The organism is Streptomyces spororaveus, from assembly GCF_016755875.1.
GTDB lineage: Bacteria > Actinomycetota > Actinomycetes > Streptomycetales > Streptomycetaceae > Streptomyces > Streptomyces spororaveus.
In genome coordinates this window covers 3146911-3159735 of the sequence record NZ_BNED01000005.1, presented here as the reverse complement: position 1 = coordinate 3159735, position 12825 = coordinate 3146911, and the positions used below count along the sequence as shown (strand labels likewise).

The window sequence follows — 12825 nt, the reverse complement described above, 5'->3', positions numbered from 1 at the left end:
CCGGGCACCGGCCGCACCGCTGCCGCTGCCGCTGCCGCCGCCGTCCCGGCCGAGTGGCGTGAATTGATTCTCGCGTGGCCGAATTCCAGAGATTCAATGCGTCCTGGAATTTCAAATTCCCGTTCGGGCGGCGAAAGCTCAATTCTTGCTCAATAATGGTCCAGACCATCGCGGCGGGACGAGGCGCGTTGCTATGTTCGTGACACCGCAGGGAAACTTCTCTGCGCGTGGTCGAATGGGGGAGTGAAGGTGATTCTTCGCAAGGGGGCAACCCTGCTTGCTTCGGCGGGAATTCTCGCGGGAGGTGTGGTCGTGGCAACCGCTCCGACCGCTTCTGCCGGAATTCGCTGTACCACTGAAATCGTCGGCAGTGAAGCGGTCGCGCACTGCATGGCCAACGACGACCCGAATGCCGTGTACTCGAAGTACCGGGTGGTCGCGACCTGCCTCATGGGCAACAACGCCGGCACGTTCACGCGCGTGGGCAGCTGGGTGTACGTCGGGGAGGGGAACACCTCGCGGACGACCTGCGGTTCCCGGATCCTCCGGGTCGACTTCGAAGTGCAGCGGTAAGGGAGCGGTCTCGTGGTGAAGTTCAAGAGTCTCGCGGTCGCCGGCGTGGTGGCGAGCGCACTCCTGTCGGTGCCGCTCGCGGGCGGAACCGCCTTCGCGGACGCGTCCGCGGCCAGTTGCTCGAAGCAGAAGGTGAACGGGTACACCGGTCGGGCCTCGTGCACCAGCCTGGACGGGTACAACGCCTATCGGGTCGTCGTCGAATGCATCGGCAACTCGGGCAGGCAATTCAATGTGACGGGGCCGTGGGTGAAGAGCGGCTGGTCCACGGCCAGCTGTTCCGGAAATGGTTCTGCCGGAATCTATGGATTCGTGGACGTGGAACTGCAGTACTGATTTCAGCCTGCGGAGGGGTCGCCGAGATGCTCGGCGGCCCCTTCCGCGTTTTCGCCTGTCAGTTGGCGGGGCGCTTGAGCCTGGCGACGAACTTGTACCGGTCTCCTCGGTATACGGAGCGCACCCATTCCACCGGTTCGCCGTCGCGGTCGATCGAATGGCGCGAGAGCATCAGCATCGGCAGCCCGACGTCCGTGCCGAGCAGGCCGGCCTCGCGCGGGGTGGCCAGCGAGGTCTCGATCGTCTCCTCGGCCTCGGCCAGGTGCACGTCGTAGACCTCGGCGAGAGCCGTGTAGAGAGAGGTGTACTTGGCGAGCGAACGGCGCAGTGCGGGGAAGCGCTTGGCCGACAGGTGCGTGGTCTCGATGGCCATCGGCTCGCCGCTGGCCAGGCGCAGCCGCTCGATCCGCAGGACCCGCCCGCCGGTGTTGATCTTGAGCAGTCCGGCGAGGGTGTCGTCGGCCGTCACGTAGCCGATGTCGATGAGCTGCGAGGTCGGTTCCAGACCCTGGGCCCGCATGTCCTCCGTGTACGAGGTGAGTTGCAGCGCCTGGGAGACCTTGGGCTTGGCGACGAAGGTGCCTTTGCCCTGGATCCGCTCCAGTCGTCCTTCTACGACCAGTTCCTGGAGGGCCTGCCGGACGGTGGTCCGGGACGTGTCGAATTCGGCCGCGAGCGTGCGCTCCGGCGGCACCGGGGTGCCGGGCGGCAGTGTCTCGGTCATGTCGAGCAAGTGCCGCTTGAGTCGGTAGTACTTGGGAACACGCGCCGTGCGGGTGGCTGCCCCGCCGTCCGGCTCCGTGGTCGCCCCTTCGGTGGCCATCGCCGCCCGCCTTCCCGACTCCAGTTTCGCTGCCGTCACCGGCTCCTCCGATATGTGCGGTCACATCGTGACACGAGTGGGGGGACAGGCCTTCTCTCTCCCCAGGTGTCGGTCCGATAACGGACCGGGCACCCGCTCATTAGACCCTTGACACCCCTAAAGGTCTAGGCCAAGCTCCAGCTACTGGTCTAAACCAATATGGATCAGATCCCGGCCCCACGGCAGTACTTCGCGTATGTCACCGCGGCGGGCGAGGGAAGTGCAGGCAGCATCCCTGAGGAGGGTGGCGTGAAGCGCAAGCTCATCGCGGCGATCGGTGTCGCGGGCATGGTTATCGGCCTGGCGGCGTGCGGTGACTCCGACGGCAAGGGGGGCGACGGCAAGGCCTCCGAGGCGAAGGAGCTCACCGTCTGGCTGACGGTGGACGCCCAGAAGAACTGGCCGGAGCTGGTCAAGGCGGCCGACGACGCCGTCGTCGCGAAGCACCCGGGCCTCACGGTCAAGCACGAGTACTACGGCTGGCCGGACAAGAACGCCAAGCTGGACGCCGTACTCGCCACGGACAAGGCCCCGGACGTTGTCGAGATGGGCAACTCCGAGATGATCGGCTACATGTCGACCGGCGCCTTCGCCGAGATCGACCCCTCGAAGTTCGAGAACTCCGCCGCGTGGCTGGACGCCCTCAAGGAATCCGTCACCTATGACGGCAAGACCTACGGTGTCCCCTACTACGCCGGTGGCCGCGTCGGCACCTGGCGCAAGGACATCGCCGGCGAGGCCGGCGTCACCGCCGCCCCGAAGACGTGGGCCGAGTACACCTCCGCCCTGGACAAGATCCAGGCCGCGAAGGGCGACAAGTTCAGCGCCCTGTACCAGCCTTCTCCCGACTGGTACGCGGCCATGTCGTTCGTCTACGACGCCGGCGGCGCCATCGCCAAGAAGGACGGCGACAAGTGGAAGGGCACCCTGTCCTCCCCCGAGTCGCTGAAGGGGCTCAAGCAGTACAAGGAGCTCCTCGACAAGTACATGCACGCCGACAAGACCAAGGACGAGTCCGACCGCCCGGTCGTCTTCGGTCAGGGCAACTCCGCCGCGATCTTCGCCGCCGCCTGGGAGGGCGGCACCGCCGCGACCCCGGAGAACGACAAGGTCGGCGGTCTCACGGACAAGCTGGAGAACTTCGTCCAGCCCGGCCCGAACGGCAAGAACCTGCCGGTCTTCCTCGGCGGTTCGGACCTCGCCGTCCCGGCCAAGTCCAAGGCCAAGGACGTGGCGGCCGAGTGGATCAACGTCTTCACCGGCGCCCAGGGCCAGAAGGGCCTCATCGGCAAGGGCAACCTGCCCAACAACAAGACGGACCTCGGTCCGCTGAAGGCCGACCCGAAGACCCAGGTCGCCGCCACCGCGGCCGAGTCCTCCTGGTTCGTGCCGACCGCCTCCGGCTGGGGCCAGATCGAGAAGGCCAAGATCCTTCAGACGATGCTCCGTGACCTCGGGACCGGAAGCAAGTCGGTCGAGGAAGCGGCGAAGGCCGCCGACGCCGAGATCGACAAGGTCATCAACACCAAGTGACCTGATACCGGCAGGGCCCCGCCGGAAGGCGGGGCCCTGCCGCCGGTCCAGAGAGGGACTCCCGAGGAGCGCGCGATGAGTGCCGCACAGACAACCACCGCCGACCAGCCGCCGGCGAAGCAGAAGACTTCCCCCGGAGCGGGGACAGGAAGTGCCGGTACATCGGGCACGCCCAGCCGGAAGGGGCCCGGTGCGGCCCCCTGGCTGCTGTTGGCGCCGTGCCTGCTGATCATCGTTCTCATCATGGGATACCCGCTCTTCAGACTGGTGTCCCTCTCCTTCCAGAACTTCGGCAAGTCCGAGCTCTGGGGCTTCAAGGAAGCCGAGTTCGTCGGCTTCGACAACTTCTCGAAGGTCCTGGGCGACGGCGAGTTCTGGGCGGTCGTCGCGCGCACGGTGGTCTTCGCGGCGGGCGCGGTCATCCTGACCATGGTCATCGGCATGCTCATAGCGCTGCTGCTGCAGAAGGTGTCCGGCTTCGTGAAGATCCTCATCAGCGTCGCCCTCGTGGCGAGCTGGGGGATGCCCATCATCGTCGCCACCGCCGTGTTCAAGTGGCTCTTCGACGCCGACTACGGCGTCCTCAACTACCTGATGAGCAAGCTGCCCGGCGTGGACATGATCGGCCACAACTGGTTCGCCAGCGGTCCCGAGGGCCTCGCGGTGATCATGCTCCTGGTCATCTGGGGGGCGGTGCCCTTCGTGGTCATCACCCTCAGCGCGGGCCTGACCCAGGTGCCCAAGGAGCTGGAGGAGGCCGCGCGCCTCGACGGCGCCGGTGCCTGGGGCGTGTTCCGCCACGTGACGCTCCCCATCCTGAAGCCGATCATCGTCATGCTGACGACCCTCTCGGTGATCTGGGACATGGGCGTCTTCCCGCAGGTCTTCGTGATGCGCAACGGCAACCCCGAGGCCGAGTTCCAGCTGCTCACCACCTACTCGTACCAGCAGGCGTTCGTGGTCAACGACTACTCGGGCGGCTCCGCCATCGCCCTGGTGACCGTGCTGCTGCTGCTCGGGGTGGTCGCCGTGTACATGCGTCAGATGCTCAAGATCGGAGAGGTGGAATGACCTCGACCACCGCGCCCGTCGCGCCGCTCAAGCAGAAGACGAAGTCCAAGCTCGGCTGGAACGTCCTCGGGCTGCTGGTCTTCGCGACGCTGGGCTTCCCGGTCTACTGGATGCTCAACACCGCGTTCAAGCCGGCCAAGGACGCGATCGACCCGAACCCCCGGTTCTTCCCGACGAACTTCACGCTCGACAACTTCAAGCGGGCCCTGGAGATCTCCGACTTCTGGGGTCCCGTAGGACGCAGCCTGATCGTCTCGCTCGTCGTGGTGGTCATCGGCATCGCCGTCGGCATGCTGGCGGCCCTGGCCATCTCCCGGTTCGCCTTCCGCGGCCGCAAGATCGTGATCGTCGGCATCCTGGCCGTCCAGATGATCCCGCTGGTCGCGATGATCATCCCGGTGTTCCTGCTGCTGAACGACCTCGGGCAGTACGACAAGCTCACCGGCTTGATCATCACCTACCTCACCTTCATCCTCCCCTTCACGGTGTGGACCCTCCGGGGCTTCATCGTGAACATCCCGAAGGAGCTGGAGGAATCCGCGCAGGTCGACGGCTGCACTCCGACCGGCGCCTTCATCCGGGTGGTCTTCCCGCTCCTGGCCCCCGGCATGGTGGCCACGTCCGTGTACGGCTTCATCCAGGCGTGGAACGAGTACCTCTACGCCCTGATGCTGATGAGCCAGCAGAACCAGACGGCCACGGTGTGGCTCGGGAACTTCACCACCAAGCACGGCACCGAGTTCGCCCCCATGATGGCCGGCTCCACCATGATGGCGATTCCGATCGTGATCCTCTTCCTCATCGTCCAGCGCAAGATGGCAGCGGGCCTGACCGCCGGCGCCGTGAAGGGATGACGGCCCCATGACTGTTCTTGCGCACCGCACCGACACGGTCACCCGCGACGCCCTCGCCGTCCTCCAGCCCGGCTTCGAGGGCACCACCGCCCCGGCCTGGCTGCTGCGCCGGGTCGGCGAAGGGCTCACCGCCGTCGGCCTCTTCGGCCGCAACATCGCCTCGCCCGAGCAGCTCGCCGCGCTCACCGCGCAGCTGCGCACCGAGCGCGACGACGTCCTGGTCGCCATCGACGAGGAAGGCGGCGACGTGACCCGCCTGGAGGTCCGCGGCGGCTCCTCCTTCCCCGGCAACCTGGCCCTCGGCGCCGTCGACGACACCGGCCTCACCCGGAACGTCGCCCGAGAGCTGGGCCGCCGCCTCGCCGAGTGCGGGGTCAACCTCAACTGGGCCCCGTCCGCCGACGTCAACTCCAACCCGGACAACCCGGTGATCGGCGTACGGTCCTTCGGGGCCGACACCCACCTCGCCGCCCGGCACACCGCCGCCTACGTCCAGGGCCTCCAGGCCGCCGGCGTGGCCGCGTGCACCAAGCACTTCCCGGGCCACGGCGACACCAGCGTCGACTCCCACCACGCCCTGCCGCGCATCGACGTGGACCTGGACACCCTCCAGGCCCGCGAACTCGTCCCCTTCAAGGCGGCGATCGAGGCCGGCACCAAGGCCGTGATGAGCGCGCACATCCTGGTGCCCGCCCTCGACCCGACCCGCCCGGCCACACTCAGCCCGCAGATCCTGACCGGTCTGCTGCGCGGCGAGCTCGGCTACGAGGGCCTCATCGTCACCGACGGCATGGAGATGAACGCCATCGCCGGGACGTACGGGATCGAGCGCGGCTCGGTCCTGGCCATCGCGGCCGGCGCCGACGCCATCTGCGTCGGCGGCGGACTCGCCGACGAAGCCACCGTCCTGCGGCTGCGCGACGCGCTGGTCGCGGCCGTCCGCGAGGGGGCACTGCCCGAGGAGCGCCTCGCCGACGCCGCCGCCCGCGTCCGCGCGCTCGCCGCATGGACCCGCGGAGCCCGGCCGGACGCGCAGCCGGAGGGGAGCCGCGCGTCCGGCATCGGGCTGACGGCCGCCCGCCGCGCCCTGCTCGTCACCGGCTCGGCCAAGCCGCTCACCGCGCCCTACGTCGCCACGCTCGCGCCCGTCGCGAACATCGCGGTGGGCGACGAGACCCCGTGGGGCGTGGCGGCCGAACTCGCCGGCCTGCTCCCGGGCACCGGGGCGGGCGTCTACCCCGAGGGCTCCTCCACCGGGGACATCCTGGCGGCGGCGGGGGACCGTACCGTCGTCGCGGTGGTCCGTGACGCGCACCGGCACCCCTGGATGACCGAGGCCCTCGACGCGCTGGTCGGGGCCCGGCCGGACACGGTCGTGGTCGAGATGGGCCTGCCGATGGCCGCGCCGCGGGGTGCGCTGCACATCGCCACCCACGGCGCGTCCCGGGTCTGCGGGCGGGCCGCCGCGGAGGTCATCGCGGGGGCGTAGCCCGGCGGTTGCCGCTGCGCGGAGCTGCTCGAACGCCTGACGGGCCGACCTACGGCATCGGCCACACCGAAGGGCCTGCACCCCCCGGGGTGCAGGCCCTTCGTGTCGTGCCCGTGCGGCTACAGGCCCTGCCAGGCGGGCTTGTCGGCGTACGTGTGGCGGAAGTACTCCGCCAGCTTCAGCTTCGAGGCGGCGGCCTCGTCCACGATCACGGTGGCGTGCCGGTGCAGCTGCAGTGCGGAGGCCGGGACCAGCGCGGACAGCGGGCCCTCGACGGTCTGCGCGACGGCTTCGGCCTTGCCCTCACCGGTGGCGAGGAGGACCAGGTGGCGCGCGTCGAGGATGGTGCCGATGCCCTGGGTGATGACGTGGTGCGGCACCTGCTCCAGGTCGTCGTCGAAGAAGCGCGCGTTGTCCACGCGGGTCTGCTCCGTCAGCGTCTTGATACGGGTGCGGGAGGCCAGGGAGGAACAGGGCTCGTTGAAGCCGATGTGGCCGTCCGTGCCGATGCCCAGCAGCTGGAGGTCGACACCGCCGGCCTCGGCCAGGGCCCGGTCGTAGGCCTCGCACGCGCCGACGATGTCCTCGGCCGAGCCGTCGGGGCCCATGAAGGCGGCCTCGGACAGACCGAGGGGTTCGACGACCTCGCGGAGCACGACCGCCCGGTAGGACTCCGGGTGCCCGGCCGGCAGGCCGACGTACTCGTCGAGCTGGCAGATCCGGGCCCTGGAGGCATCGACCTCTCCGGCCTTGACCTTGGCGGCGAGGGCCTCGTAGACGGGCAGCGGGGTGGAGCCGGTCGCCACGCCGAGCAGGGCGTCGGGCTTGCGCCTCACCAGGGCGGCCATGGCCTCCGCGATGAGCTCGCCGCCTGCCTTGGCGTTCGGGACGATGACAACTTCCACGCGGGGCCTGCCGATCTGGAGTGGGTCGGGTGGTATAGACCAATCTAGCAGAGGCGGCCGTCCGTGACAGGGCCTCGCCCCTTCCTTTCCATGGTGGTCCGGATCCGGCCGCCCGGCCCCCCGCGAGGCTTTCTAGATCAGCGCGAGCTGCAGGCCGCCCGTCGCGTCCAGGTGCTGGCCGGTCACCCAGCGGGAGTCCGGCGAGGCCAGGAAGGCCACCACGTCGGCGACCTCCTGCGCCGTGCCCACCCGGTGGAAGACGGAGCGGGCGGCCAGGTGCGCCCGGGTCGCCTCGTCCGCCAGGAGGCCCGCGTTGAGGTCGGTGTCGGTGATGCCGGGGCCGACCGAGTTCACGGTGATCCCGCGCGGCGCCAGTTCGGCGGCCAGTGACCGGGTCAGCGCGTTCGTGGCGCCCTTGGCGGTGACCGTGGCCAGGATGGCCGGCAGGGCGATGTCCGGGGTGCCGGTCACGTTCACGATCCGGCCCCCGTCGCGCAGCCGCTCCAGCCCGTACTTGATCACGAAGAACGGCGCCTTGGCGTTGAGCGCGTGCGCCCGGTCGTACAGCTCCTCGTCGGTGTCCCCGATCCCCGCGAAGGCCGCCGCCCCGGCATTGTTGACCAGGATGTCCACGCCCTCGGTGTGCGCGGGATGGGCCGCGTACGCCGCCCACAGGGCCTGCGCGTCGCCGGGGACGCCGAGCTCGGCCCCGATGGCGAAGGCCCGCCCGCCGGCCGCCCCGATCGCCGCGACCGTTTCCTTCGCCGCCGCCTCGTCGCGTCCGTAGTGCACCGCGACGAGTGCCCCGTCCCGCGCCAGCCGCTCGGCCACGGCCCGCCCGATGCCCCGGCTGCCGCCGGTGACCAGTGCCGTCTTCCCCTTGAGCACGCCCATGACGCGCCCCCCTCCGGTAATCGCTAGTGGTCGCTACAGAAAGGAACGTACCAGATTCCCTAGCGCCCGCTATAGAATGCGGGCATGGTGACCGGACAGCGCGGCAGACCCCGTTCCTTCGACCGCGACGCCGCCCTCGACAAGGCGATGCTGGCCTTCTGGGAGCGCGGCTACGAGGCGACCTCCATCTCCGACCTGACCGCCTCGCTCGGCATCAGCGCGCCCAGCCTCTACGCGGCCTTCGGCGACAAGCGCAAGCTCTTCGACGAGGTCGTGGTGGTGTACGGCGGCCGGTACGGGGATTTCGCGAGCGTGGCGCTCGCCGAGGAACCCACGGCCCGGGCGGCCGTCGCCCGCATCCTGCGCGAGGCCGCCGAGGTCTACACCGACCCGGCCCACCCGAGGGGCTGCATGGTGATCAGCGCCGCGATCAACACCACCTCGGACGAGGTCGCGCAGGCCCTGCGCGAGCGCCGCAACGCCAACCTGGCCATGTTCGAGAGCCGCATCCGGGCCGACGTGGCCGCGGGCGCGCTGCCGGCGGACACGGACGCGCGGGCGCTGGCCCGGTACGCCGGGGCGGTGCTTCAGGGGATGTCCCAGCAGTCGCGCGACGGCGCGAGCCGGGAGGAGCTGGAGGCGCTGGCGGAGCGGGCCCTGCTGGCCTGGCCCGCGGCCTGACCGGCCGGGGCGCGTTCCGCGGGGGAGTTCCTCTGGGCCACGGTGCAGGACGGGACCCTCGACCCGCCCGGCACCGTAGCCCGGAGTACTTACGGCCGACAGGTGTGCGGTTCCCGACGGCCGGTGGAGGTGCCCGCGCGGTCAGGGCAGAGCGCGCGGCTTACCTCGATCCGTCCTCCTGTGCGGGGAGGGCGGAGGTTCTGATGTCAATTGTGGACTAGACCATTCTGTTCTGTCCATCCAATGACAGGGCCTGGAAACCCGTCACTTCCTCCAACAGTACGCGGCTCGCACCCCCCTTGGATACTCCTGAGTACCGCCGTGGGGAAAGTCATGGCGAGTACCCGGGGTACGCTCGCAAGGTGCCCTCCATGAACGACCTCGTACGCCAGCACACCGCTCTCGGTGAAACCGACCTGGAGTGGCTCCACCTGCTGGTCTCGGAGTGGCAGCTGCTCTCCGACCTGTCCTTCGCCGACCTCGTCCTGTGGGTGCCCACCCTCGACGGCACGCGGTACGTCTCGGTCGCCCAGATGCGCCCGAACACCGGTCCCACCTCCTACCAGGACGACATGGTCGGCCACCTGGTGCCGCGCGGGCGCCGCCCGCTGCTGGACGCCGCGCTCGACGAGGGCCGGATCGTGCGCGAGGGCGACCCCGAGTGGCGCGAGGAGGTGCCGGTCCGCGTCGAGTCGATCCCCGTCCGCCGCGAGGGGCGGGTCCTGGGCGTGATCGCCCGCAATACCAATCTGCTCACTGTGCGTACACCGAGCCGGCTGGAGCTCACCTACCTCCAGTCCGCCTCCGACCTCGCCCAGATGATCGCGGCGGGCTCCTTCCCGTACCCCGGCCAGCAGGTCGACATGGACGCCTCCCCGCGCGTCGGCGACGGCCTCATCCGGCTCGACGCCGACGGCGTGGTCACCTACGCCTCCCCGAACGCGCTCTCCGCCTACCACCGGCTCGGCCTCGCCTCCGACCTCGTCGGCCAGCACCTGGGCAACACCACCGCCGAACTCGCCCCCTCCCGCGGACCGGTGGACGAGGCCCTGGTCAAGCTCGCCAGCGGCTGGGCCCCCCGGGAGACCGAGGTCGACGGCAACGGCGGGGTCATCCAGCTCCGCGCCATTCCGCTCAAGCCGAAGGGCACCCGGATCGGCTCCCTGGTCCTGTGCCGCGACGTCACGGAACTGCGACGTCGCGAACGTGAATTGATCACCAAGGACGCGACCATCCGGGAGATCCACCACCGGGTGAAGAACAACCTCCAGACGGTGGCCGCACTGTTGCGGCTCCAGTCCCGCCGGATGGATTCGCCGCAGGGGCGCGAGGCTCTCAACGAGGCCGTGCGCCGTGTCGGATCGATCGCGATCGTGCACGAGACGCTGTCTCAGAACCTCGACGAGCGGGTCGAGTTCGACGAGATCGCCGACCGGGTCATCGCGATGGTCTCGGAGATCTCGCCGGGCAAGGTCGACTGCCGACGCACCGGCAGGTTCGGGATCCTGGACGCGGAGGTGGCCACTCCGCTGTCGATGGTGCTCACGGAGATCCTCCAGAACGCCCTGGAACACGCCTTCACCCAGGGGGAGCGGGGCACTGTGGAGGTGGCCGCGATCCGCACCGGAACCGGCCGTACCGACGGCCGGCTGCTGATCACCGTGCTCGACGACGGCAGCGGTCTGCCCGAGGGATTCGACCCCCAGCGGGCCGGCAATCTCGGGCTGCAGATCGTACGGACCCTCGTGGAGGGGGAGCTCGGCGGCACGTTCGACATGCTCCGGGCCGAGCCGCGCGGCACCAAGGTCGTCCTCGACATCCCCTCCAGCCCGCAGAAGTAGCAGCGATGTCGTGACTCAGCGTGACGGTCCGGCCCCTACCCGGGCGCCCCGGACCGTGTCCCGGAAAGCACTGAGCCCCGGACCGAAGGATTCGGTCCGGGGCTCAAGAGCACGGTGCTGAGCGCTTATTCGGTTACTACGCGCTGCGCGTCGAGGCTCGAAAGTCGTTGTCAGGCGCTGGCGTTGCGCGCCCGGTTGCGAGCGGCGCGGCGCTTCATGGCGCGGCGCTCGTCCTCGCTGAGACCGCCCCAGACGCCGGAGTCCTGACCGGACTCGAGCGCCCACTGCAGGCACTGCTCCATGACGGGGCAGCGGCGGCAGACGGCCTTGGCTTCCTCGATCTGCAGCAGCGCAGGACCGGTGTTGCCGATGGGGAAGAAGAGTTCCGGGTCTTCCTCACGACAAACGGCGTTGTGACGCCAGTCCATGGCTGCTCCATCTCCTTGTATTGCGAACAGGTTGCTTGTGAATGTGAACGCTTTCACGAATCCCCCCGTGAGGGAAGCGCGACCGCCCGGTTTCACGCGGGTGATCAGTCAGAGATTCGTGGAGGGGTTCTGGCGGTCTGTGTGGGTGCCGGGTGTTGCGGGCTGTCCCGATCGCCATGAAGAGATTCGCAAACCTCGGACGGGGATACAACCCCTTCCGGAAAGTTTTTTTTGATTCGTCGGTGTCTACTAGGTCACAGCCCTACATCGCGAGGGTGGACCGGCGTGTAAACGTTCGAGTGAAAGGCCCCGAGGCCCTTCTACTCACACAATCACACGCAGTGCCCGGCGTACGCCTGTGAACCGAACGCTGGTCCGCAGTCCGAGGTGATCGCCGTCCATCTGGAACGGAAGCGGAACCTTCGAATGCAAGGTGAAGTCGGTCAGATCGTGCAGAGACACCGCGTGCTTGCCGTGTGGACCCCGCTCAGGAGTGGAGGTCAGGAGCTGTGTCGCGTACCGCGCGACCGCCGGAGTTGACAAACGGTCCAGCGCCAATACGTCAAGCGCAGTATCGAACGAGGCTTCGGGAGAGGCATAAAGGGGGCGATTGCCCAGATACGTCCACGGTGACGTATTGCACACTATGGACAGCACCAGATCCGTCACCGGGTCGGCTCCGGGGCGCTCCAGCGTGACCGTGCCGTGGTGCCGGTTCGGCTCCTCCCAGAACTGGCGCATCAGCTGTCGCACATACAGGGCGTGCGTCGAACGCTTGCCGCGCTCGCGCTGCTGCTCCACCCGGCCCACCACACCCGCGTCGAAGCCGAAGCCCGCGCAGAAGGTGAACCAGCGGGCCGGGACCGACTCGTCCTCCGTGCCCGGGGTACCGGCCGCCAGACCCAGGCCCACCGTCCGCTCGCGCTGCTCCCGCAGCGCGTCCAGCAGGGCGCCGGTCGCCTCGACCGCGTCGTTGGGCAGTCCCAGGGCGCGCGCGAACACATTGGTGGAGCCGCCGGGGACCACCGCCAGCCGCGGCAGCCGCTCCGGATCGGGCCCGTTGTGCAGGAGCCCGTTGACCACTTCGTTGACCGTGCCGTCGCCGCCGAGGGCGACGACGAGGTCGAGGCCCTCGTGGGCGGCCTTGCGTCCCAGGTCCCGGGCGTGCCCGCGGTACTCGGTGGTGACCGCCTCCAGCTTCATCTCGCTGGCCAGGGCATGGGTCAGGACATCGCGCGTGCGCGCACTGGTGGTCGTCGCTGCTGGGTTGGCCACGAGAAGTGCACGCATGAGCGCCAGACTACCCACCCCTCCGGACGCCGACCCTACTGCCCGTCCCCTCCGCGGTCCGGGGCCCG

13 protein-coding genes are annotated in these 12825 nt (G+C 69.2%); 8 read left to right on the top strand and 5 right to left on the bottom strand.

Annotated features, from left to right (window positions below):
• The first annotated feature begins 249 nt into the window (after positions 1-249).
• A complete protein-coding gene (locus Sspor_RS16300; RefSeq protein ID WP_202199790.1) occupies positions 250-573 on the top strand; it encodes a hypothetical protein in 324 nt (107 codons plus the stop codon).
• A 12-nt stretch (positions 574-585) separates the two neighbouring features.
• On the top strand, positions 586-909 hold the full coding sequence (locus Sspor_RS16295) for a hypothetical protein (RefSeq protein WP_202199789.1): 324 nt from the start codon (positions 586-588) through the stop codon (positions 907-909).
• Positions 910-967: 58 nt separating this feature from the next.
• Here the strand turns inward: Sspor_RS16295 and Sspor_RS16290 are convergent, their stop codons facing one another.
• Complete coding sequence (locus tag Sspor_RS16290) at positions 968-1732, bottom strand: GntR family transcriptional regulator (RefSeq protein ID WP_202203690.1); 765 nt, start codon at positions 1730-1732, stop codon at positions 968-970.
• 288 nt (positions 1733-2020) lie between these two features.
• Here Sspor_RS16290 and Sspor_RS16285 point away from each other — a divergent pair, with 288 nt between their 5' ends.
• The 4 genes from Sspor_RS16285 (at position 2021) to Sspor_RS16270 (ending at position 6718) form a co-directional block, all read left to right on the top strand.
• Complete coding sequence (locus Sspor_RS16285) at positions 2021-3304, top strand: extracellular solute-binding protein (protein WP_202199788.1); 1284 nt, start codon at positions 2021-2023, stop codon at positions 3302-3304.
• Positions 3305-3379: 75 nt separating this feature from the next.
• The gene (locus Sspor_RS16280) at positions 3380-4375 is read left to right on the top strand and encodes a carbohydrate ABC transporter permease (RefSeq protein ID WP_202199787.1); all 996 of its coding nucleotides are present in this window, start codon (positions 3380-3382) and stop codon (positions 4373-4375) included.
• The gene (locus Sspor_RS16275; RefSeq protein ID WP_202199786.1) at positions 4372-5229 is read left to right on the top strand and encodes a carbohydrate ABC transporter permease; all 858 of its coding nucleotides are present in this window, start codon (positions 4372-4374) and stop codon (positions 5227-5229) included. Before Sspor_RS16280 ends, Sspor_RS16275 begins: the two co-directional genes overlap by 4 nt.
• A gap of 7 nt (positions 5230-5236) precedes the next feature.
• Positions 5237-6718 carry a glycoside hydrolase family 3 protein gene (locus tag Sspor_RS16270; protein ID WP_202199785.1) on the top strand — a complete coding sequence of 494 codons (1482 nt, stop codon included), beginning with the start codon at positions 5237-5239 and terminating at the stop codon, positions 6716-6718.
• Positions 6719-6837: 119 nt separating this feature from the next.
• Here Sspor_RS16270 and nagB read toward each other — a convergent pair whose 3' ends face one another.
• Together nagB and Sspor_RS16260 are read right to left on the bottom strand one after the other, a co-directional pair.
• A complete protein-coding gene (gene nagB, locus Sspor_RS16265; protein WP_202199784.1) occupies positions 6838-7623 on the bottom strand; it encodes a glucosamine-6-phosphate deaminase in 786 nt (261 codons plus the stop codon).
• Positions 7624-7755: 132 nt separating this feature from the next.
• On the bottom strand, positions 7756-8517 hold the full coding sequence (locus Sspor_RS16260; protein WP_202199783.1) for an SDR family oxidoreductase: 762 nt from the start codon (positions 8515-8517) through the stop codon (positions 7756-7758).
• An 84-nt stretch (positions 8518-8601) separates the two neighbouring features.
• Between Sspor_RS16260 and Sspor_RS16255 the strand changes: the two genes are divergently transcribed.
• Complete coding sequence (locus Sspor_RS16255) at positions 8602-9198, top strand: TetR/AcrR family transcriptional regulator (protein WP_202199782.1); 597 nt, start codon at positions 8602-8604, stop codon at positions 9196-9198.
• Positions 9199-9569: 371 nt separating this feature from the next.
• On the top strand, positions 9570-11039 hold the full coding sequence (locus tag Sspor_RS16250) for a sensor histidine kinase (protein WP_202199781.1): 1470 nt from the start codon (positions 9570-9572) through the stop codon (positions 11037-11039).
• 170 nt (positions 11040-11209) lie between these two features.
• On the opposite strand, the gene Sspor_RS16245 is transcribed toward Sspor_RS16250, so the two are convergent.
• Positions 11210-11467, bottom strand: coding sequence for a WhiB family transcriptional regulator (locus tag Sspor_RS16245; protein ID WP_003953983.1), 258 nt, complete (start codon positions 11465-11467; stop codon positions 11210-11212).
• 324 nt (positions 11468-11791) lie between these two features.
• A complete protein-coding gene (locus Sspor_RS16240) occupies positions 11792-12757 on the bottom strand; it encodes a diacylglycerol/lipid kinase family protein (protein ID WP_033219071.1) in 966 nt (321 codons plus the stop codon).
• Positions 12758-12825 lie beyond the last annotated feature (68 nt).